This window comes from Pseudoalteromonas sp. S554, assembly GCF_005930865.1.
GTDB lineage: Bacteria > Pseudomonadota > Gammaproteobacteria > Enterobacterales > Alteromonadaceae > Pseudoalteromonas > Pseudoalteromonas marina.
This window is the reverse complement of the sequence record NZ_PNDV01000064.1, coordinates 71,118-92,667: the sequence shown is the minus strand read 5'-3', so window position 1 is coordinate 92,667 and position 21,550 is coordinate 71,118. Positions and strand designations below refer to the sequence as shown.

Sequence of the window (21,550 nt, the reverse complement as noted above, 5' to 3'; positions counted from 1 at the left end):
GAAGTTATGGCCAAACCAGATAAGCAAGTCGATACCCTTAAAGTTCCTCCCCATTCAATAGAAGCTGAACAATCTGTTTTAGGTGGCTTAATGCTTGATAACCAAGCATATGACCGCGTAGCCGAACTTGTTGTATCTCAAGATTTTTATACTCGTACGCACAAGCTTATTTTTGAAGCAATGACAGAGCTTGCAGAGTTGGGTGATCCAATCGATTTAATTACGATTTCTGAAAGCCTTGAAAAAAATAATAAACTGGCAGGAATTGGTGGTTTTGCTTACTTAGCCGAAATAGCCAAAAATACACCGAGTGCCGCTAATATCGATGCGTACGCTAATATTGTACGAGAGCGTGCGGTTGTGCGTGAAATGATTGGTGTAGCAAATGAAATAGCCGAGGCCGGTTTTAATACCGAAGGGCGTACAAGCCATGACTTATTAGATTTTGCCGAGAGTAAAGTATTTAAAATTGCTGAGCAGCGTTCAAAAAGCACCGAAGGTCCGCAAAGCATACACAACATACTCGAAAAAACCGTTGATAAAATAGAAGAGCTATACCAATCTCCGCAAGATGGTGTAACAGGCGTAAGTACCGGCTATGCTGACTTAGATAAAATGACCACAGGTTTACAGCCTTCAGATTTAATTATTGTTGCAGCACGTCCTTCAATGGGTAAAACCACCTTTGCGATGAACCTTGCAGAGCATGCAGCAATGACACAAGACAAGCCTGTGCTTATTTACTCATTAGAGATGCCCTCTGAGCAAATCATGATGAGGATGCTGGCATCACTTGGTCGTATTAACCAAACTAAGGTACGTACTGGTCAGCTAGACGATGATGATTGGGCGCGTCTTTCATCAACCATGGGCTTGTTGATGGAAAAAGGTAAAATGTACGTTGATGATGCATCAGGGTTAACACCTACCGATGTTCGCTCACGTGCACGTCGTATTGCGCGCGATCATGGTGGTATCAGTATGATCATGGTTGATTACCTTCAGCTTATGCGTGTGCCGAGCTTGTCGGATAACAGAACACTTGAAATTGCAGAAATTTCACGCTCTCTTAAATCACTGGCAAAAGAATTAAAATGCCCGGTTGTTGCGCTTTCGCAGCTAAACCGTACGCTTGAGCAACGTGCTGATAAACGCCCAATTAACTCAGATTTACGTGAATCTGGCTCGATAGAGCAGGATGCCGATTTAATCATGTTTATATACCGTGATGAAGTCTACAACGAAGACAGTACTGAAAAAGGCATCGCCGAAATAATCATAGGTAAACAGCGTAACGGTCCAATTGGTAAAGTGCGCTTGACGTTCCAAGGGCAGTTTTCTCGCTTTGATAACTACGCAGGTCCTGCGATGGATGACGAGTATTAATGCGCTTAGCTACTGCTGAAATTAACTTAACGGCACTTGCGCATAATTTAGCGCAGGTAAAGCGTTTTGCACCAAACAGTAAAGTTATGGCGGTATTAAAAGCCAATGCTTATGGCCATGGTTTGGTTAAAATTGCACAACATTTAAATGATGCAGACGCATTTGCAGTAGCACGTATAGATGAAGCTTTAGCGCTTCGAGCTGGCGGGTTAACAAAACCGATTGTGTTACTTGAAGGCTTTTTTAATAAAGACGATTTACCTATTTTATTGGCCAATAACTTTCAAACTATTATTCATGATGAGTATCAGCTTGCCGCTTTGGAAGAGGCTGAGCTTGAAGCGCCTTTATTGTGCTGGCTTAAAGTAAATACCGGCATGCATCGCCTGGGTATTGCCCCAGAGCAGTTTGATGAATTTTATAAGCGCCTGCAAAAAACACCCAATGCCAATAACACCGTTAATTTAATGACCCACTTTGCATGCGCGGACGATGTAAATAACACCAAGACAGCACAGCAAATTTCACAGTTTGACTGCCTAGTAAATAATATTAACCAAGCACATTGCTTATCTAACTCGGCAGGCATTATTGCTTGGCCGAATGCTCATGGCGATTGGGTACGCCCTGGTTTAATGTTATATGGGGTATCACCTATGGCAAACGCATTGGGTGAGCAGCACCAGCTTAAACCCGTTATGCGTTTAACGACACGTGTTATAGCAGTGCGCCATGTTCCAGCTAACGAGGCCGTAGGATATGGTGGGCGTTGGAAAAGCGATAAAGCGACTCAGTTAGCTGTGGTTGCTATGGGATATGGTGACGGTTACCCGCGACACGCAAAAGAGGGTACACCAGTGGTTATTGGCAAGCAGCGCTATGGTATTGTAGGTAGTGTGGCAATGGATATGATTAGCGTAGACATAGGCCAAAACGAGCACAACATAAAAGTAGGCGACAGAGTCACAATGTGGGGCCCAGAGCTACCAGTAGAAGAAATAGCACAGTGCGCCGATACCATTCCTTACGAGCTTTTGTGTAATATTACACCGCGCGTAAGTTATGAGTATCAGCCATAATTAAATAGTGGTAATTACTCTTTAATAAAGTAAATATCACTAAAGCCCATGCGGGCAAATTCTTGATCACGAAAGTTACGAACAGAAGCTGACCCTTTAGAGGTCATTTCTATTTGCTGTACCATGCTTAAGTAATTCGTTAAATCAATGCCTTCGGCAGCAGCAATTGCTTGATACATGTCGTGGTATTTATCTTTAGCAAAATTTATTTCGCGCGGTTGGTTTTTAAATTTATAGGTTATTCTGCGTGCCATATTACGCTCATTGTAATTGAGTATTAAAGCGATTTTACACTGTATTTAGTAGCGGCTCTAGCATTGAATGACACGATATAACTAGGCACTCAAACCATAGGGTTAATAATGAAATTATCAGTAGAGATTAGTAAGTACCCACTTCACCAAGATTACATTCCTTTTATCAAAGGCTTTATTGATCGATTAAACGAATACGATGGTTTAAAAGTGATTACTAATACACTATCGACACAAATTTTTGGCGATTATGATTTAGTGATGCAAGTACTCAATACCGAAATTAAACGTTCATACGAAGAGTTTGGCAAAGCTATTTTTGTGTGTAAGTTTTTGTCTGGCGATTTATCGCCTCAGTAGTTTTTTCGCCACAATTTAACGGTAACAGCACACTATGGAATTTATAACAAAAACGTTAAGCGGTTTTACTGCCATGTCGCATTGGGAATATATTGCGGTTGTGTTATCAATTGCTTATTTATTGTTAGCTATAAAAGAAAGCCTGTGGTGCTGGCCTGCTGCGTTTTTTAGTACGCTAATTTACACTATCATGTATTGGAATGGCGCATTGCTAATGGAGTCATTACTCAACTTTTATTACATGTATATGGCTGTATTTGGCTGGGTTGTGTGGCGAAAAGGCAAAGCTAATAATAACAACCTGAGTATTAGTTCTTGGTCTATGGAACGTCATGCGCTTTTAATCATACTTACCTCTATTGCGGCAACAGGCATTGGGTATTTTATGACTAACTATACGCATGCTGATTTTGCCTACCTCGATAGCTTTACAACCTGTTTTGCCGTTGTGACGACTTACTTAGTTGCCAAAAAAATCCTTGAAAACTGGTTGTATTGGATAGTCATAGACGCAGCGTCTATGTATTTATATTACGAAAAAGGCTACTACCCAACATTAGCGCTTTTTGTGTTTTACACCCTTATGGCAGGGTGGGGCTTTAAAACCTGGTATGAAGAATACGAGCAAAGCCAAGCTAAGCCACTTGCACAGCTTTAATTCATGAGTGATTACAATGCACTTATAAATAAATGCCGTGCGTTTATAGCGCCAAGCAGCGTTATTTCATGTGTGCCTTTATCACAAGGTTTAAGTAACGAAAATGTGTTAATAAATACGGCTCAAGGGAAGTATTTATTAAAGCGTTACAAAGACCATTGGCCAGAATATGCCTTAGAAGCGCAGCGTCGCCTGAGTGCGTCAAATATATGTCCTTCGCCTGTATGGCTTGATAAACAAAATCAACTGGCTGTGTTTAATTACTTTGACGGTAGTTCCGCAAATAGTCTATCAATCGACGACGTGATTAAAAAGCTTGTCACTGTCCATGCTTACTCAGCTAGCACTGAGCCAATGAACATAGCCCAGGAGCTAAGCTGTTACAAATGCTCACCAGTGTATTTGGAGCATCAGCAGCAAATTAGTGCAGCTGTTAACTTTATTGCAGCCATGCCTATCGAGCTAGGTTTTTGCCACAACGATTTAATTAAAGATAATTTAATAGTGAATGAGTCAGGCAGCTACTTAATTGATTTTGAGTACGCTAAAACTAACGACGTGTATTTTGATTTAGCGGCGCTAAGTGTTAGCTTTGAGCTAAATAAAAATAACGATAATGCGTTATTAAATAGTTACGCTAAATATAAAGATAAACAGGTAGGGTTTGTAACATCAAGCGATAAGCTTAATTGTTATAAGCTGCTATTTTTGATTTTATCTATTGGGTGGTATGAGCAGCGCGACATAAGAGCTCCAGCAAAAAAATTACGCGCGCAGCTGCTAAAACTTATTGCAGCATGTGGCTTTTAAAGGCCACCAAAACGCGCTGCTAATTCTTTATATTTTGCTACTTCATCTGCATCAAACTGCGGTTCGCCGTTTTCATCTTCTGACTTAGCGATTAATAAACTTTCACGTGCAAGACGTTTTACGCGCTCCTCTTTTACACCTAAAAATTCTGCAACTTGCTCCGTAGACATCAAACTCATTATTAATTCCTCTTTTAAATATTTTCATTACTGTGACAATGATAGTTAAAATGTTGCTAAAGCGTAACTATTTTTATCGAATATTAATAAATAACGCGTTTTTATAAAATAGTCACATGTTTTATTCAAAAGTGCATAATTAGTAATCATATAAACTAATGTCGCTAGCATTTGTGTAAAGATGGCTTTATCATTAGCGCATGCTAACACATTGATATCGCGAGTTGATGTGGCGGCAGCAAATGTGCTCTCGTGGTGAAATGGATATCACGTGGCCCTCCGGAGGCTGAGTTGTAGGTTCGATCCCTACCGAGAGCGCCATTTGATTTAACTATGCCCAACACCTTACCTGCGTTTCACTCCTTTTCTAAGTATTAACCATCTTGCTTAAATAGACTTTACTGCCTATTGTTTTGATTATGATAGATATCTAATTACGCCATTGGTGCGTTGTGTTTGTGTTATTCAAATACATCAACAGAACAAAGGTGTATTAATACATTCGTACTTTTGGGAAACACAGTGAATGGATAGTATTGAGCAGCTTAAATTTGATCTGGCAAAGGCAGATGCCAAAATATCTGAGCTAGAAAAAAACGCCTGTTGTAATGATTTATTTATACATATATTTAACTCTTCCCCTGTCCCATTTGTATTGAATGACGCTCACAACACTATTGTCCATGCTAATGATACGTTTGTTAATATGTTTGGTTATGGAGTAAGCGATATACCCACATTAGATGAATGGTGGGGCAAAGTACTTCCTAATAGCCATTATCGCGACTGTGTGATGAACTTGTGGCACAAAAAATTAATCGATTCAAAAAAAATGAATACTCGTTTTGAGCCAATGCAGCTAACTATACAGTGTAAAGATGGGCGTAAACGTACTGTACTTGGCAGTGCCGTTCCTTTAAAAAATGGGGATACCGGTATCATATTAAATATTTTTTATGATATTACTGAACTTGAGTATGAAAATGGCCAAATACGTGAGCTATCTAATATCATTACTGAATTAACCCTTTCTTTAGAACAGCAAAAAAACGATCTCATACTCGAAAAACAAAAAGCCTCAGTAAACACAGAGCGGTTAAGTTTAGCCATGAAGGGCGCTAATGATGGACTTTGGGATTGGGATATTGCTAACGAAAAAATGTATTACTCACCGCGATGGAAATCGATGTTGGGGTATAAAGAAGACGAGCTTACAAATAGTTTTGCTACATGGGAAAGGCTTGTTCACCCTGACGATCTAGCTCCAGCAGTTGCTAAAATCCATTCGTTTATGGAATCTAAAACTAAGCACTATGAAGCTGAGTTTAGAATGCGCCATAAAAATGGTAGCTATGTAAATATTTTGTCTCGTGCTTTTGTTGTTGAAAGTGAGGAAGGTGAAATTACTCGTTTAGTGGGCACTCATGTAGATATTACAGCAAGAAAAAAATCAGAAGAAAAACTCAGCTACCAATCATCTCATGATTCACTCACTGGTTTAGCAAATAGAAGAGAGTTTAAGCGTCGCGTTGAGCTTTTATTGTCAGTAGCTGCTGAAAAACGAGTTGATCATGCTTTATGTTATATGGACCTTGATCAATTTAAAGTAGTGAATGACACCTGTGGTCATTTAGCTGGCGATGAATTACTTCGTCAGCTCGGTTCTTTATTGCAAAAAGTAGTAAGAAAAACAGATGTGGTAGCACGCCTCGGGGGGGATGAGTTTGCTGTATTGATGGAAAACTGCTCATTTGATAACGCCCATCGTGTAACTAGCTTAATTCAAAAAGAAATTGAGGATTATAGATTTGTTTGGGAAGGTCGCAGCTTTCGTATAGGTGTAAGCATGGGGTTGATCCAAATTACCGATAAATATGTGGATTTTACAGAGGTGCTAAAGTTAGCTGATGTTGCTTGTTATATAGCAAAGGAGAAGGGACGAAATAGAATCCATGTTCATTATGATGATGACGAAGAGCTCGCAGTGCGCCAAGGCGAGATGCAGTGGGTAAATAGAGTTCAAGATGCAATAGATGAAAACCGCTTTAAAATATACGCACAATTAATTGAGCCACTCGCTTGCGATAAAAATAAACATTATGAATTGCTATTGCGCATGGTCGATGATCAGGGAGGTATAATTCCTCCGGGTGCTTTCTTACCTCCTGCAGAGCGCTATCAACTGATTGTTAAAGTAGATAGTTGGATGATTGAAAACGCATTTAAGATGATTCTAAATAACCCTAACTTTCTCAAAGGGGTTAACTTCTTGTCTATTAACCTTTCAGGACAGTCACTTACTAATGAGGACTTTTTAAAATTTGTTACAGAGCAACTCAAACTACTGGGTGAACATAGTGAAAAGATTTGTTTTGAAATAACCGAAACAGCCGCCATTTCAAACCTAGAACTTGCCAGTAAGTTTATTACCCAATTAAAAGTGCTAGGGTGCCGTTTTGCACTAGATGACTTTGGAAGTGGCTTATCATCATTTGGGTACCTGAAAAACCTCAAGGTGGACTACCTTAAAATAGATGGGATTTTTGTTAAAGATATTGAGGTTGATCCGATTGATCATGCAATGGTAAAATCAATAAACGAAATTGGCCACGTTATGGGTATGAAAACTATTGCTGAGTTCGTCGAAACTTCACAAATTAAGCAAACTCTATTAGAAATGGGCGTAGATTACGCGCAGGGTTATGCTGTTCATAAACCACAGCCAATAGAGGAACTATTAAAATAATTAGCTTCGAGCAACTAGATTAAAGCCACCTAATTAATAGCGTGGTAAATTTATTTAAATGTACTTTTTTAAGTGAGTGATAAGCAATCCTTTATAGTCATTTATTAACGTAAATGAAACAAATGTTAGACTTGTACAGGTGTAAAATGCTATCAATGGTGTTTAATTACCTATTTTAAATACCTTTATGCTTATTACTCTACCTATCACTGAACTTGTTCCCGGCATGTATGTCGATAGCGTAACTAAGCAACATGAAGGTGTTAATGGAATAAAAATTAAAACCAGTGGTTTGGTTCGTGAAAAATCGATTATAAAACGTTTAGCTACAGAAGGCGTGCTTGAGCTATTAATTGATTTTACTAAAGGCGATGTAGCCATCCCCGCTAAGTACAAGCCAACTTCCAAGTCCCCTGAAAAAAATAAAAATCTAGCGTCTACAAAACTAAGTGATCAAACAAAGGCAAAGCCTGCCAAGGATAAATCAAAACTCGTAAATACACCTGCAAGTATAACGCTTGAGCAAGAGTTTGCTGCAGCCAGTGAAGGTTACGAGCGCCATAGTAAAAAATTAAAGTCGCTATATGGAGATATAACCGCAGGCATGGCCGTTAATGTAAAAGTACTTGATGAAATAGCCGGTGAGATAGTTAGCTCCGTTTTTCGAAATACCAACGCTATGACCATACTTACGCGCGTAAAAGACAAGCACAATTATAACTGGCGACATATGATCAATTGTGCCATTTTTACCGCCGTGTTTGCTAAGTACTTAGGTTACAAGCAAGGGGTTGTTCAACAATTGGCAATGGGCGCATTACTCCATGATTTAGGCCAAGCTAAAATACCACAAGGTATACTATCAAAACCCTCTAAGCTGACCGAATTTGAAATGAGCGCGGTAAAAAAGCATGTATCTCAAGGGCTGATATTAGCAAAAGAGGAAGAGGGTGTAACGCCACTCATGTTAGACATGATAGTAAATCATCATGAGCGATTAGATGGCTCAGGTTACCCCAGAGGTGTAAGTGATCAAAAGCTCAGTCGTGCTGCCCGTATTATGGCTATTGTTGATGTATATGATGCGATGACCGCTGATAAGCTATACAAAGAAGGCGATGAGCCTATTAATGCATTACGTTACTTATTGGCTAGCAACAAGTTATTTGATGCTGAGTTAGTGCAGCGCTTTATAAAGTGTTTAGGTGTCCACCCTGTGGGAAGTATTGTTAAATTAACTAACGAGCGTTTAGCAATCGTGTTAGAGGGAAATACCCAAAACCCTATTAAGCCAAAAGTTAAATTATTTTATAATGCAAAGCATAATCATCACGTAACGCCTAAAGATATAGATTTGAGTACCGACAACCAAGAGCTTAAAATTTTAGCGAGTGTAAAGCCCATGGATTATCAAATTAACTTATCTCGTTTGTTAAAAGATCATCTTCTCGTTTAGCCTTAATACATTGTCGCTTTTGGTTTGCCTGAGCTGATATAAACGCGCCTAAAAAACAACTTCCCATTAGTACCAACCACAACAAAGTGCCAAGCTCTACATGTAAAGCTGTGCAGCAAAATATGAGCGATACAACAGCATTTAACATAGCGCCTAGCCAGTAACGATTAACAGGGTTGTCGCATTGTCCGGCCTGTGTGCATGCGCAGTAATTTGCCTTGTAAAAGAAAAATACACTGGCTCCACAAAAAATGAGACCCACCATAATTAGAACAATCAGCACAGTTTTAACCCGTTGGTTATTTTAAAAAGAGTTTAAAATGCGGCGTAATTTATGTCAATCTAAATGATAATTAATTACATTTAGAGTAATTGCTCTAATAACACATTTCTTGTCCGATGAGTTTTAAATAGTTGTTAAAATGTAGTTAAAAAACGTGTTTTTTAGGTGTTTTTGGTGTGATCATGAAGTTTTTTTCTAAAAATTAATGTAGTGTAGCCGGGTTTTGAATATAAGTAACAACACACATAGCTACCCAAACAGTGAGTTTGGTTAAGGACACAACAATGAAATTTTCTAAAACGCTTATCGCAGCCTCGCTTGCATTTGTTTCAGCTGACTCTTTTGCAGCTGCGTTTCAATTAGCTGAGCAAAACGCATCAGGTTTAGGCCGTGCTTATGCTGGTGAAGCATCTATCGCAGACGACGCGTCTGTTGTTGCACGTAACCCTGCTTTAATGACTTTATTTAAAGATAAGCAACTAAGTGTTGCTGCTATAGCCGTTGTTCCAGATGTTAGCCTTGAGGGCACTGGTACAAACAATGGCATCGACCCGAATGCATTAGATGACGACAGCATTGCGCCTAGCGCCGTTATTCCAGCAACTTATTTCACTATGCCAGTAAACGACAGAGTATCAGTTGGTTTTGGCGCATTTGCTAACTTTGGTTTAGCAACAAAATTTGATGACGACTACGCGGCAGGTCAAATTGCGGGCGAAACAGAAATTGTAACCGTAAATATGAACGCAAGCGTTGCCTATAAAGTAAGCGAGCAGTTCAGCTTTGGTATTGGCTTAAATGCAATTTATGCAGAAGCTAAAATTATTCGCAAGTTTGGTGCTTCAGCTTTACCAATCCCTGCTTCAACGGATGCAGTAAACCTTGAAGGTGATGATATTGGTTACGGCTTAAATGTTGGTTTAATGTACCAATTAGACGAAAACAGTCGTTTTGGTTTTAACTACCGTACAGAAACTGACATCACGTTTGAAGGTGAATACTCAAACGAGCTTCCTTCTGCATTTATTCCTGGTGGATTAGACGGACAGCTTGAACTTCCAGGTTCGGTTGAAATAACGCTACCTGCTATTGCTGAGTTTTCTGGTTCACATCAGTTAGACGAAAAATTAGGCTTACATTACAGTGTATTGTGGACTGGCTGGAGCAGCTTTGATTCATTAGAAGCACAAGTAACAGCACCAACGGGTGATAAGTTTAGCGCATTTGAAAAAACAGAAGATTTCTCTGATGCACTTCGTTACTCAGTAGGTACTGACTACCAGTACAACGAAAACCTATTGTTACGTGCAGGTATTGCGTTTGACGAGTCGCCTGTATCACAACAGCATTTATCAATCTCGATTCCAGACACAGACCGCTTTTGGTTCTCTTTTGGTGGTAACTACATCATCGATAAAAACTCAAACGTTGATTTAGGCGTGAGTATTATTCGTGGTAAAACACAAAACTACACTGAAAAAGATAACTTAGGCTCGCAGTGGTCTTTTGAATCTAAAGGTCATGCTACGCTTATTGGCGCGCAGTACAACTACACGTTTTAATGTAAAAGTGCTTTTAGCTTAATCATTAGGCACAAAAAAAGCCGCTCACTTTTATTAAAGTGAGCGGCTTTTTAATGCCTGCTAAATTGCTTTAGCAGGCAGGTGACTAAAATTATAAGCTTTCAATCTTCGTTTTTTGCTCAAGCAGCTTAGTTTTAGCATCGGTGAATTCAGCTAACTTAGCGTTTTCTTTTGCAAGAACGGCTTCTGGTGCATTGTTTACAAACTTTTCGTTAGCGAGTTTGTTTTGCACTTGCGCTAGGCCTTTTTCTGCTTTTTCGAGTTGCTTGTTGATACGTGCAAGCTCTGCTTCAACATCAATTAAGCCCGCCATTGGGATCATAATTTCAAGGTTGCCAACATAAGAGGTTGCACACGCTGGTGCGTCGTCTTTGTTTTCAAGCATTGTAAACTCTTCAAGCTTAGCCAATGATGCCAAGAACGATTTATTTTCTTCAATACGGCGCACATCTTCGCTCGATGCATTGGCAAGTAATACGCTCAGTGGCTTGCTTGGGCTAATATCCATTTCACCACGAATGTTACGAATAGCTAAAATGAATTGTTTAACCCACTCTAAGTCTTCCATCGCTTTGGCATCAACGCTTGCTTCATTATAAACAGGGAAGCCTTGTACCATAATGCTAGTGCCCGCTGTTTCAAGGCCTGCAAGTGGTGCAACACGTTGCCAAATAGTTTCTGTGATGTATGGCATCATTGGGTGCATTAAGCGCAGTAGGCTTTCTAGTACCGTAATGAGTGTATTACGTGTACCGCGCTGCTGTGCTTCACTGCCTTTAAATAATACAGGCTTAGTTAGCTCTAAGTACCAGTCACAGAACTGGTTCCATGTGAATTCGTAAAGCGTGTTTGCTGCTAAATCGAAGCGGTAGTTATCAAGGTGCTCAGTGTAGGTTTTAACGGTGGCTTCATATTGGCCTAAAATCCAACGATCGGCTAACGAATACTCTTTTTGTGCATCGTTTGCAAAACCACAGTCTTGCTCTTCCGTGTTCATTAATACGTAACGGCTCGCGTTCCATAGTTTATTACAGAAGTTACGGTAACCTTCAAGGCGGTTCATATCCCAGTTAATATCACGACCGGTAGATGCCATTGCTGCAAGGGTAAAGCGAAGCGCATCGGTACCGTGTGCTTCAATACCATTTGCAAATACTTTGCGCGTGTCTTTTTCAATTTTAGCGGCAAGTTTAGGCTGCATCATGTTACCAGTACGCTTTTGTACTAGGTCTTCAAGCTCAATGCCGTCAATCATGTCTAGCGGGTCAAGTACGTTACCTTTTGACTTAGACATTTTATCGCCGTTGTCGTCACGTATTAGGCCAGTAACATACACTGTTTTAAACGGCACTTGTGGTTTACCATTTTCATCTTTTATAAAGTGCAGCGTCATCATGATCATGCGCGCAACCCAGAAAAAGATAATGTCAAAACCCGTTACTAACACGTCAGACGGGTGGAAGGTTTTTAAATCATCGGTGTTTTCTGGCCAACCTTGCGTTGAGAACGTCCAAAGTGCTGACGAGAACCAGGTATCAAGTACATCTTCGTCTTGGCTAAGTGCTACGCTATCTGCAATGTTGTTATCGCGGCGAACTTCCGCTTCGTCGCGACCAACGTATACGTTGCCTTCGCTGTCGTACCAAGCTGGAATACGGTGACCCCACCAAAGCTGACGTGATATACACCAATCTTGTACGTCGTTCATCCATGAAAAGTACATATTTTCGTATTGCTTAGGCACAAATTGAATGTCGCCGTTTTTAACTGCATCTTTAGCAGGTTCTGCAAGTGGCGCAACACGTACATACCATTGGTCGGTAAGTAGTGGCTCAATGACCACACCAGAGCGGTCGCCGTAAGGAACAGTTAGGCCGTGATCTTCAATTTTTTCAAGTAGGCCAAGTTCTTCAAATTCAGCCACAATCGCTTTACGCGCTGCAAAACGATCAAGCCCATGAAAACGCGCTGGAATTGGCGCATCAAGCTCAAGCTCTTTGCCGTCAAAGGTGTAAGTTTCACCTTGCGTTAAAATAGCGGCGTCTTTATCGAAAATATTGATCATTGGCATTTTGTGACGCTTACCAACTTCGTTATCGTTAAAGTCGTGAGCTGGGGTTATTTTTACACAACCTGTGCCTTTATCTTTATCGGCGTGTTCATCAGCAACAATGGTAATACGGCGATTAACGATAGGTAATAAAATGTCTTTACCAATTAAATCTGTGTAGCGCTCGTCATCTGGGTTTACTGCAACACCTGAGTCGCCTAGCATAGTTTCTGGGCGCGTAGTTGCGACTACAATGTAGTCTTTACCGTCTTGTGTTTTAACGCCATCGGCTAGTGGGTAACGTAAGTTCCACATGTGGCCTTGTTTGTCTTTGTTTTCAACTTCAAGATCAGAAATAGCAGTGTGTAATTTTGGATCCCAGTTTACTAGGCGTTTACCACGGTAAATTAGGTTTTCTTTATGAAGGCGAACAAATACCTCTTTAACCGCTTCAGATAAACCATCGTCCATCGTAAAACGTTCACGGTCCCAATCAACTGATGCGCCAAGACGACGAAGCTGTTTAGTGATTGTGCCGCCCGATTCGTTTTTCCATTCCCAGATTTTATTAATAAAATCTTCGCGGCCTAAATCGTGGCGTGTTTTACCTTCTTCAGCATGCAGTTTACGCTCAACCAACATTTGCGTTGCGATACCTGCGTGGTCAGTACCTACTTGCCATAATGTGTTGTTACCTTGCATACGTTTAAAACGCGTAAGGGTATCCATTATTGTATCTTGGAAAGCGTGGCCCATGTGTAAGCTACCCGTGACATTTGGCGGCGGGATCATAATAGAATACGGTACGCCTTGGCCAGATGGCTTAAAGTAGCCTTTTTGTTCCCAGTCTTGATATAGAGACTGTTCAATATCTTGCGGATTGTAGGTTTTATCCATTACACAGAACCTTAAATAAGTACTTAAATTAGTTGGTTAGTTTGCCTGAGTGGCTAGCTATTAATATCTTGCGTGGTGAGATTGGCACCGAGTTGGCGTAGCTTTTTAAAACGCTCGCGGGCTGCTTGTTTAGCAACAGGTTCTACGGGGACAAAATCAAAAACTTGGTTAAATCGGCGAATATAATCAGGTAGCTGAGTGGCCAAGTTTATTAAAACTTTTCGGTTGCCAACAGGTGGCGTAATACCAATTTCAACAGGGGCTCCGCCTTTAGGGCCTTCACCTTGTAAATTGTGTGGTACAAAACTGTCTGGGTCGAATGCCCAAATAATTTCATCAATGGCACAGGCTGTATCGTTATCGTTTACACAAATAAATACACGTTGCCCATTACGATACTGATCGGCCGCTATTTGTGCAGCCAAAGCAAAATGATCATCAGCCTGGGCTTTAGACTCATCTTGTTGCTTTAGAACGAAAAATTTAGCGTTCATGTTCATTGTATCGGGCTTTCCCATGGCATTGAATGTGTACTAGATTAATACACATAAATTAAGAGGCAGATTTTGCCATATAACGGGGTTTGCTTCAATTAATACACAAATAAATAAGGCGCCTAGTGGCGCCTTATTTTGAACTAAACAGGTAATTAATCGTGTGCTGCTTCGCTTACACCCGCTCTGTTCAATAAATACTGAGTTAGCATAGGAACAGGGCGTCCTGTTGCGCCTTTATTTGCACCACTTCGCCATGCAGTACCCGCTACATCTAAATGCGCCCAATTATATTTTTTGGTGAACTTAGATAAAAAACACGCTGCGGTAATTGTGCCTGCCGCGCGCCCACCTAAGTTAGTAAAATCAGCAAATGGGCTTTCTAGTTGGTCTTGGTAATCGTCCCACAGTGGTAGCTGCCATGCACGGTCGCCACTTTGCTCAGACGCTTTCAATAAGTCGTGGGCAAGGGGGTTATGGTTTGCAAGCAAGCCTGTTGCATGAGCACCTAATGCAACAATACATGCACCTGTAAGGGTGGCTACATCTATGACGGTATCTGGGTCAAAACGCTCTACGTAGGTTAACGCATCACATAATACTAAACGACCTTCAGCATCGGTATTAAGTACTTCAACCGTTTGCCCCGACATCGTTGTTAAAATATCACCTGGTCGGTAAGCATTTGAACTAGGCATGTTTTCACAACCAGCTAAAATACCTATTACGTTTATAGGTAATTGCATTTGTGCCAAAGCGCGCATTGCACCTATAACACCTGCAGCACCGCCCATATCGTATTTCATTTCATCCATGGCTTCGCCAGGTTTAATTGAAATACCGCCGGAGTCAAAGGTTAAACCTTTACCAACTAACACAATTGGCGCTTGCTCGTCGCTTGCACCTTTGTAGTTAATAACCGACATAACAGATTCGTTATCACTACCACGGCCAACCGCTAAGTACGAGTTCATACCAAGCTCAGCCATTTTTTCTTCGCCAATAATATCAACGGTGATGTTATCAAAATTGGTAGCTAGCTCTTGCGCTTGTTCGCCTAAATACGCAGGGTTACAAATGTTGGGTGGCATGTTCGCAACGTCTTTACACAACTTGCTGCCAGCAGCGATAGCTAAACCGTGCTCAATCGCACTTTCACCAATAGTGAGTTCGCGGCGCGTGGGTACGTTAAATACAATTTTTCGAAGTGGGCGACGCGGGTCTACTTTTTTACTTTTAAGTTGATTAAACGTGTATAAGCAATCTTGCGTTGTTTCTACGGCTTGGCGTACTTTCCAATAAGTATCTCGGCCTTTTACGTGTTGCTCTGTTAAAAAGCATACCGCTTCCATAGAGCCTGTATCGTTTAGGGTATTTATTGTCTTAGAGATAATTTGTTTGTATTGCTTGTCATCAAGCTCGCGCTCTTTACCGCAACCTACAAGCAAAATACGCTCGCTTAACACGTTAGGGACATGGTGCAATAATAAAACTTGGCCAGGTTTACCCTCTAGGTCGCCACGGCGAAGTAAATTTGAAATATAACCATCACTGATTTTATCGAGTTGTTCACCAATGGGGGATAACCTGCGTGGTTCGTACACGCCAACGACAATACATGCGCTGCGTTGTTTTTCTGGGCTACCACTTTTTACGCTAAATTCCATTGTTGCTCCTGGTTGTGAGTCATTTAAACTAATAAATAAGGCCAAAAATAATATTTTCTAGTCTTAGTAGCTAAGCTTATGTAGAGATAATACTCATTTTAGCTGATTTTTACCGACTCTTACTGTGTAATTGAACTTTATATGCTTAAGGGCTACTAATGCAACATTATATCTTGCACTTAGGTAGGATAATTAATTTTGATGGCTTATAATAATAGCCTATTTGTCGGTATAAACTGTGCAAAATAGCTATTTAACTATTCGACACTCACTATTGTAGTGAAATACTAAGTTTAACAGGGGCGAGCATTGCTTATTTTTCGTTATTTGACCGCTGAGGTTTTAAAATCGCAGGTCGCCGTATTTTTAACTTTAATGACCATTTTTTTATCACAAAAGCTGGTGGTTATTTTAGGTGACGCATCAGAGGGAAGCATTCCTGCTCAATTAGTGCTGTCGATGATTGCGTTAAAGTTACCACAACTTGCCTCGTTAATTCTTCCATTGAGTATATTTTTAGGCATTATTTTAGCGTATAGCCGTATTTACGCCGACAGCGAAATGACGGTATTAAAAGCATGTGGTGTGAGCGAATGGTATGTAGTGCGTGTAACTTTAATATCAAGCGCAGGTTTAGCGCTTTTGGCTGGCGCATTAACTATGTACCTAGCACCGTGGGCCAGTGAGCAAGAGTATCAATTAAAAGAACAAGCTAAAGCTGACGCTGGGCTGTCAGCATTAAGAGCCGGTCGTTTCCAAGAAACAGGTAACGAAAAAGCCGTGGTGTTTATTCATAATATTGAAAATGGTGGCAAAGAGCTAAACAAAGTGTTTGTTGCACAGCTACCAAATAGTGATAACGATGAATTAGCTCGACTAGTATACGCAGAGCAAGGCGTAGTAATTGAAGCGCAAAACGGTGAGCAACAGTTAGTGTTAACCGATGGGAAACGATACGAAACCGACGCAACAACACCAGCATTAAACCTGACCGAGTTTGATGGCTACAGTGTGCAAATTCGTGAACAAGAAATAGAACACCAACGCCGTAAGTTAGAAGCTGTGCCGACTAATCAGTTGCTTGCTATTAATACGCCTGAGTCTATTGCTCAATGGCAGTGGCGTATTGCTATTCCTCTTTCTATTCCACTGCTTACTTTACTAGCAGTGCCGTTAAGTGTGGTTAATCCTCGTCAAGGTAAATTTGCTAAATTGGTACCCGCTATAAGTTTGTATCTTGGGTATTTTATTTTATTAAATGCCGCAAAGTTCGCGATAGAAGATGGCAAAATACCACCGTCAATCGGGCTTTGGTGGATTCACTTGAGTGCCTTATTTATTGGTGGCTTATTAATTATTAAAGGCCGCCCAATAGGCGCTTTGCTTAAAGCTGTTGTCACTAAGCGGGAGTTAAGCTCATGATGAAAACACTCGACTGGTATTTAGGCCGCAGCATTTTACAAACAACAGGCTTTGCTTTATTGGTTTTAGTTGGCATCAGTACCTTAATTAAATTTATTGAACAGTTAAAATCGGTCGGGCGTGGTAGTTACGATTTGATTACCGCCATGCTGTATACGCTGTACAGTATTCCTGGTGATTTAGTGGTGTTTTTCCCTATGGCTGCGCTCATTGGGGGCTTAACAGGGCTTGGTGCGCTTGCTTCAAATAGTGAATTAGTGGTTATGCAAGCTGCGGGTATGTCACGGTTGCAAATTATTGGTTCGGTGATGAAAACCGCCATGTTTATGGCCATTTGTATGATGGCGCTTGGCGAATGGGGAGCACCAGAGGCACAGTTACGTGCACAAGAAATGCGAAACCAAGCTATACATGGCGGAGATGTGTTTAGCGCACAAAAAGGGGTTTGGGCGAAAGATGGAAATAACTTCATAAATATAGAAGATGTGGATGAAAGCGGTAAGCTTAACGGTTTGCACATGTACTATTTTGATAGCTCACTTGAACTTACTCAAATTACTAAAGCTAAAGAGGCAATTAGCCGAAAAGATGGGTGGCTTTTACGTGATGTAAACAAAGTCATTATTACGGATGAGTTAATTACAACTGAACTACACCCAGAAGAGTTTTACCCATCGCAACTAACCGCTGAAAAGTTAGGTGTTGTATCTGTAAAGCCAGAATCGCTGTCATTTACAGGGCTATGGTCGTACTTAAGCTACTTAGAGCAAAATGAGCAAGATACCAGTACTTATGATCTTGCTCTTTGGCGAAAGTTTATGCAACCCGTGTCGGTTGCGGTTATGTTATTGGTTGCGCTTTCTTTTATATTTGGCCCATTACGTACTGTAACTATGGGCGCACGAATAATTATGGGTGTTGTAACAGGCATTGTATTTCATTTAACAAACGAGATATTTGGTCCCGTGGTAATGGTTTACCAAATACCTGCCATAATTGGCGCCGTGCTGCCTAGTGTTATTTTTATAGGCTTTGCGACCTACTTAATGAATAAACGGGTATAAGCGATTATATCTAAAAATAAAAAAGGGTGACTAGTAAGTCACCCTTTTTTGTTTTTAGAGGTTTTATTACTGTGTATATATTAATCGAGCTCGCGGTATATACGTTTGTTCTCTTCTTTTGAAAGAGCAACAACCTCTGTTTTAGATAAGTAATCTTGTAACGCTTTTTTGTTTTTAAAATCAACTAACACAACTAAGTTACCTAAACCAAGTAACGCGCCCATGCAGCGAATAACTGATTGCGACCAACTAATTAAATTGCCATCGTTAGTTTGTACTCTTAATCGCCACGCTCGCATACCAATTGTTTGACCACTTTTGGTCCAAAAGTAACTAAAAAATATAACATTTACGCCCACAAACAACGCACTGCGAATGCCATCTAGTAAAGGTGAATTTTCTATAAATGCAGCAGGGTCTTGACCTTCGGTTTGTTCAATAAGGCCCGTAGAAATTAAAACTTGAATTGCAGCAAAGTACAAAATAGCGGTTAGCATAGATAATGAAATGACGACTAAAGAGTCGTATATTAGCGACGCAAAACGGCGCCAAAAACCAGCACGTGGAAACTCACCCGACATAAAAATACTCTCACTGTTAATGTGTGGCTAGTTTAGCAAAAAAGCGCAAAAATACTAAGCGCTATAGTATGTTGGTATCATTTAACTATTGGTTTAAATAATATCTGTATTTTTAAAGTGCTTTATTTACATGACGCTTTAATTTTTTTAAATGTTAAGAGTTGCCTAAATGTTAAGCGGTTGATCATGCTTATGTAATAAAAGGCTTGCTGCTAACCCTATTGTTTGTATAATGCTTGGCATAGAGACGAAGGCACATAAATAATCCTAAGCTCTAAAGTGGTTTTTCTTTATCTTCTCGTGTTTAGAAGGTTAAAGAAAAATGATGCCAGCGTGATGAAATTGGTAGACATGGGGGATTCAAAATCCCCTTCCGAAAGGAGTGCCGGTTCGAGTCCGGCCGCTGGTACCACTTTTTATAACCTCTGCTAGATTTAGCAGAGGTTTTTTTATGTCTAAAATTTGTGATGACGGACTCGAGCGGCACTCAAGTGCGCAGGTATAAGTTAAAGTCCGGCCGCTGGGTGAGAGTAAACCGAAACGAAGTTTCGCAGTTATTCGAAGTGAGTTCATGGATGAACGATGGATGTAGCTTCATGGACGAATTAATTACTCTGTAATGGGGCTTTTACTAATAGGCTCGAGCGGCACTCAAGATGATATTCTAAATAGTCATATCACTTTGCGTGGCTGTTTTTTCGTATTAGCTTTGTAAATGAATCAGAGGGCATAGGACGGTACATAAAAAATCCTTGCGCCATTTCGCAGTGAGTCTTTGATACGTAATCAAGCGTTTCTTGATCCTCTATTCCCTCTGCAATAATAGCTAAATCTAAGTTATGACCAATATCGATAATACACTTGGCAATGGCAGCGCTTTGTTCATCAGTAATGACATTTTGTAAGAACGATTTGTCGATTTTTAAGTAATCGATAGGCAATAACTGTAAATAACTAAACGACGAGTAACCTTTACCAAAGTCATCCAATGCAAACGCAACACCATAGTGTTTGAGCTTATGCATGGTTTTACTCATCTTCTCTTTATTTTCCATAAAAATAGATTCAGTTAACTCAATAATTAATTGATCGCCACTAATTGATGAGTTTGAAATACTTTCAATAATGTAATCAATAAAATGTTCGTCCTGAAATTCAATAATTGATAGGTTAACTGCAAGCTTTAAAGGCGCGATGCCCTCTAGTTGCCATTGCTCTAATAGCGATATAGCCGAGCTAATAGCAAACTCACCTATTTTTTTTATTAGCCCAGTTGATTCAGCAATAGGAATAAATAAATCGGGCGGTATAGACTCTCCGCTAGCCGTAAACCAGCGCATCAACACTTCAGCTCCCAAAATCTGATTGCAGTCTAAACCTATTTTAGGTTGTAGGTATATTTCTAATTCTTGGTTGTTTATTGCTTTGCGAAGTTCGCGCTCAATATCCATTTGTTCACGGGCATGAGCTTCTAATTTCCTATGATAAAAACGGTAGGCATTTTTGCCATTATTTTTGGCGTCATACATCGCCATGTCGGCATTACTAAGCAAGGAGTCGGGCGTAATACCATCTTGTGGATATAACGCAATTCCAATGCTTGATGATACATATTGAGGTCGACCATTTATAATAAATTCTTTACTTATTGTCTCTAACAACGCCTCGCACAAGTTTTCAATATTATTTTTTGACTTAACAAGCTCAACAAGAATTACAAACTCATCACCACCTATTCGGGCAAGTGTGTCTTGCTCTCTTAAACGGTGGTTAATACGCTCTACCATTTTGATTAGTAGTTCGTCGCCGCCTTTGTGGCCTTCAGTGTCGTTAACTCGCTTAAAGTTGTCTAGGTCTAAAAAGAGCACAGCAGTCATCGAATCATCGCGTCTTGCAAGCGTTAGTGAATGCTCAAGACGGTCCATAAATAATTGACGGTTTGCTAATCCAGTTAGGGCGTCATGGTAGGCTTGAAAATGAATGATTTCTTCATGTTCTTTTTCAACGCTGATATCACGAATACAAAATACACGACCAATAAGTTGGCCATTTTTAAGCTGAGGGAGTGAGCGGTAACTATAATGTTTGTCGTCGATAGATTCAAACTCGCCACTCAATGCCTGTTTTGAGTCTGCTTTTAATTGCGCGATAATATCGGCGCTTTTGTTGCCTTTTTTTATTACTTTATCTATTTGGCTAAAGTAATTATATGCGTTTAAATTAAAGCGCTCGAAGAACTCTCTGGCCATTATATTGGCGCTCACAACGTTACCTTTTAGGTCTAGCACAGTAACTTGTTCGCCTATAGCGTCAAATGTTGCGTTAAGCACACTAATTGAATGTTCTAATTGTTGCTGTGTATCAGAAAGCTCATTAAGTTGGTTTTTAAGTAAGTCATTACGTTCGTTTAATTCGTTAGACGTAATAAATAATGAGCGCTCTAAAATATTAATTTCGCGCTCATTCAGTTCATAAGCATCAGATACCCGCGATATAATATCGGTATACTCTTGAACAAAGCTTTCATTAATCTTACTACGTTTTAACTGGCGTGCTAGCAGTTTGTGCAACTTGTAAACCT

Annotated in this window: 18 protein-coding genes and 2 tRNA genes; 12 read left to right on the top strand and 8 right to left on the bottom strand. The window is 40.2% G+C overall.

The genetic code is table 11. The annotated features are described in order from the left end of the window. Positions 1-6: 6 nt before the first annotated feature. Both dnaB and alr read left to right on the top strand, forming a co-directional pair. Positions 7-1,386 (top strand): replicative DNA helicase, encoded by a 1,380-nt coding sequence (dnaB, locus tag CWB65_RS14205; RefSeq protein ID WP_006793716.1) that lies wholly within the window; start codon positions 7-9, stop codon positions 1,384-1,386. Beyond that, complete coding sequence (alr, locus tag CWB65_RS14200; protein WP_006793715.1) at positions 1,386-2,465, top strand: alanine racemase; 1,080 nt, start codon at positions 1,386-1,388, stop codon at positions 2,463-2,465. The genes dnaB and alr overlap by 1 nt, the downstream gene beginning before the upstream one ends. 14 nt (positions 2,466-2,479) lie before the next feature. Here alr and CWB65_RS14195 read toward each other — a convergent pair whose 3' ends face one another. Next, positions 2,480-2,719 (bottom strand): DUF2960 domain-containing protein, encoded by a 240-nt coding sequence (locus CWB65_RS14195; protein WP_006793714.1) that lies wholly within the window; start codon positions 2,717-2,719, stop codon positions 2,480-2,482. Between the two features lie 108 nt (positions 2,720-2,827). On the opposite strand from CWB65_RS14195, the gene CWB65_RS14190 reads away from it, so the two are divergent. The 3 genes from CWB65_RS14190 to CWB65_RS14180 are packed head-to-tail and all read left to right on the top strand — an operon-like array spanning position 2,828 to position 4,547. Then, positions 2,828-3,079 (top strand): YkoF family thiamine/hydroxymethylpyrimidine-binding protein, encoded by a 252-nt coding sequence (locus CWB65_RS14190; protein ID WP_006793713.1) that lies wholly within the window; start codon positions 2,828-2,830, stop codon positions 3,077-3,079. A 34-nt stretch (positions 3,080-3,113) separates the two neighbouring features. Continuing rightward, entirely contained in the window at positions 3,114-3,737 is a 624-nt protein-coding gene (gene pnuC / locus CWB65_RS14185) for a nicotinamide riboside transporter PnuC (protein WP_138740816.1), read from the top strand. 3 nt (positions 3,738-3,740) lie between these two features. After that, positions 3,741-4,547: a phosphotransferase gene (locus tag CWB65_RS14180; protein ID WP_138740815.1), complete on the top strand. Its 807-nt coding sequence runs from the start codon at positions 3,741-3,743 to the stop codon at positions 4,545-4,547. Here CWB65_RS14180 and CWB65_RS14175 read toward each other — a convergent pair. Continuing rightward, positions 4,544-4,726, bottom strand: a complete 183-nt coding sequence (locus CWB65_RS14175; protein ID WP_006793710.1) for a hypothetical protein — start codon at positions 4,724-4,726, stop codon at positions 4,544-4,546. The genes CWB65_RS14180 and CWB65_RS14175 overlap by 4 nt on opposite strands. 246 nt (positions 4,727-4,972) lie before the next feature. Between CWB65_RS14175 and CWB65_RS14170 the strand changes: the two genes are divergently transcribed. The 3 genes from CWB65_RS14170 to CWB65_RS14160 all read left to right on the top strand — a co-directional run bounded on the left by CWB65_RS14170 (position 4,973) and on the right by CWB65_RS14160 (position 8,928). Then, a tRNA-Arg gene (locus tag CWB65_RS14170) sits at positions 4,973-5,047 on the top strand. A gap of 205 nt (positions 5,048-5,252) precedes the next feature. Beyond that, positions 5,253-7,472: an EAL domain-containing protein gene (locus CWB65_RS14165; protein ID WP_138740814.1), complete on the top strand. Its 2,220-nt coding sequence runs from the start codon at positions 5,253-5,255 to the stop codon at positions 7,470-7,472. Positions 7,473-7,659: 187 nt separating this feature from the next. Further along, positions 7,660-8,928, top strand: a complete 1,269-nt coding sequence (locus CWB65_RS14160; RefSeq protein WP_138740813.1) for a cyclic di-GMP phosphodiesterase — start codon at positions 7,660-7,662, stop codon at positions 8,926-8,928. Here CWB65_RS14160 and CWB65_RS20075 read toward each other — a convergent pair. After that, positions 8,888-9,211 (bottom strand): hypothetical protein, encoded by a 324-nt coding sequence (locus CWB65_RS20075; RefSeq protein WP_082014454.1) that lies wholly within the window; start codon positions 9,209-9,211, stop codon positions 8,888-8,890. The genes CWB65_RS14160 and CWB65_RS20075 overlap by 41 nt on opposite strands. 284 nt (positions 9,212-9,495) lie before the next feature. Here CWB65_RS20075 and CWB65_RS14150 point away from each other — a divergent pair, with 284 nt between their 5' ends. After that, the gene (locus CWB65_RS14150; RefSeq protein WP_039038442.1) at positions 9,496-10,773 is read left to right on the top strand and encodes an outer membrane protein transport protein; all 1,278 of its coding nucleotides are present in this window, start codon (positions 9,496-9,498) and stop codon (positions 10,771-10,773) included. Positions 10,774-10,885: 112 nt separating this feature from the next. On the opposite strand, the gene CWB65_RS14145 is transcribed toward CWB65_RS14150, so the two are convergent. From CWB65_RS14145 to pepA, 3 genes are all read right to left on the bottom strand, one after another. Beyond that, positions 10,886-13,741 (bottom strand): valine--tRNA ligase, encoded by a 2,856-nt coding sequence (locus CWB65_RS14145; protein ID WP_010557833.1) that lies wholly within the window; start codon positions 13,739-13,741, stop codon positions 10,886-10,888. 53 nt (positions 13,742-13,794) lie between these two features. Continuing rightward, entirely contained in the window at positions 13,795-14,241 is a 447-nt protein-coding gene (locus CWB65_RS14140) for a DNA polymerase III subunit chi (RefSeq protein WP_006793705.1), read from the bottom strand. Between the two features lie 149 nt (positions 14,242-14,390). Further along, positions 14,391-15,902: a leucyl aminopeptidase gene (pepA, locus tag CWB65_RS14135; RefSeq protein WP_010557831.1), complete on the bottom strand. Its 1,512-nt coding sequence runs from the start codon at positions 15,900-15,902 to the stop codon at positions 14,391-14,393. A 309-nt stretch (positions 15,903-16,211) separates the two neighbouring features. Here pepA and lptF point away from each other — a divergent pair, with 309 nt between their 5' ends. Both lptF and lptG read left to right on the top strand, forming a co-directional pair. Next, a complete protein-coding gene (gene lptF / locus CWB65_RS14130; protein WP_006793703.1) occupies positions 16,212-17,324 on the top strand; it encodes an LPS export ABC transporter permease LptF in 1,113 nt (370 codons plus the stop codon). Beyond that, positions 17,321-18,388 carry an LPS export ABC transporter permease LptG gene (lptG, locus tag CWB65_RS14125; RefSeq protein ID WP_138740812.1) on the top strand — a complete coding sequence of 356 codons (1,068 nt, stop codon included), beginning with the start codon at positions 17,321-17,323 and terminating at the stop codon, positions 18,386-18,388. Before lptF ends, lptG begins: the two co-directional genes overlap by 4 nt. 80 nt (positions 18,389-18,468) lie before the next feature. Here the strand turns inward: lptG and CWB65_RS14120 are convergent, their stop codons facing one another. Further along, entirely contained in the window at positions 18,469-18,969 is a 501-nt protein-coding gene (locus CWB65_RS14120) for an RDD family protein (protein WP_006793701.1), read from the bottom strand. A gap of 327 nt (positions 18,970-19,296) precedes the next feature. Here CWB65_RS14120 and CWB65_RS14115 point away from each other — a divergent pair. Next, positions 19,297-19,381: transfer RNA gene (locus CWB65_RS14115), tRNA-Leu, on the top strand. 265 nt (positions 19,382-19,646) lie between these two features. Here CWB65_RS14115 and CWB65_RS14110 read toward each other — a convergent pair. Beyond that, positions 19,647-21,539 (bottom strand): EAL domain-containing protein, encoded by a 1,893-nt coding sequence (locus CWB65_RS14110; protein ID WP_039038441.1) that lies wholly within the window; start codon positions 21,537-21,539, stop codon positions 19,647-19,649. Positions 21,540-21,550 lie beyond the last annotated feature (11 nt).

Bases quoted from the DNA above. Each gene is read 5' to 3' on its own strand.
- CWB65_RS14175 (WP_006793710.1), bottom strand. From the start codon at position 4,726: ATGAGTTTGATGTCTACGGAGCAAGTTGCAGAATTTTTAGGTGTAAAA.
- dnaB (WP_006793716.1), top strand. From the start codon at position 7: ATGGCCAAACCAGATAAGCAAGTCGATACCCTTAAAGTTCCTCCCCAT.
- CWB65_RS14120 (WP_006793701.1), bottom strand. From the start codon at position 18,969: ATGTCGGGTGAGTTTCCACGTGCTGGTTTTTGGCGCCGTTTTGCGTCG.
- CWB65_RS14165 (WP_138740814.1), top strand. From the start codon at position 5,253: ATGGATAGTATTGAGCAGCTTAAATTTGATCTGGCAAAGGCAGATGCC.
- CWB65_RS14145 (WP_010557833.1), bottom strand. From the start codon at position 13,741: ATGGATAAAACCTACAATCCGCAAGATATTGAACAGTCTCTATATCAA.
- lptG (WP_138740812.1), top strand. From the start codon at position 17,321: ATGATGAAAACACTCGACTGGTATTTAGGCCGCAGCATTTTACAAACA.
- alr (WP_006793715.1), top strand. From the start codon at position 1,386: ATGCGCTTAGCTACTGCTGAAATTAACTTAACGGCACTTGCGCATAAT.
- pnuC (WP_138740816.1), top strand. From the start codon at position 3,114: ATGGAATTTATAACAAAAACGTTAAGCGGTTTTACTGCCATGTCGCAT.
- CWB65_RS14160 (WP_138740813.1), top strand. From the start codon at position 7,660: ATGCTTATTACTCTACCTATCACTGAACTTGTTCCCGGCATGTATGTC.
- CWB65_RS14195 (WP_006793714.1), bottom strand. From the start codon at position 2,719: ATGGCACGCAGAATAACCTATAAATTTAAAAACCAACCGCGCGAAATA.
- CWB65_RS14180 (WP_138740815.1), top strand. From the start codon at position 3,741: ATGAGTGATTACAATGCACTTATAAATAAATGCCGTGCGTTTATAGCG.
- pepA (WP_010557831.1), bottom strand. From the start codon at position 15,902: ATGGAATTTAGCGTAAAAAGTGGTAGCCCAGAAAAACAACGCAGCGCA.
- CWB65_RS14140 (WP_006793705.1), bottom strand. From the start codon at position 14,241: ATGAACATGAACGCTAAATTTTTCGTTCTAAAGCAACAAGATGAGTCT.
- CWB65_RS14150 (WP_039038442.1), top strand. From the start codon at position 9,496: ATGAAATTTTCTAAAACGCTTATCGCAGCCTCGCTTGCATTTGTTTCA.
- CWB65_RS14190 (WP_006793713.1), top strand. From the start codon at position 2,828: ATGAAATTATCAGTAGAGATTAGTAAGTACCCACTTCACCAAGATTAC.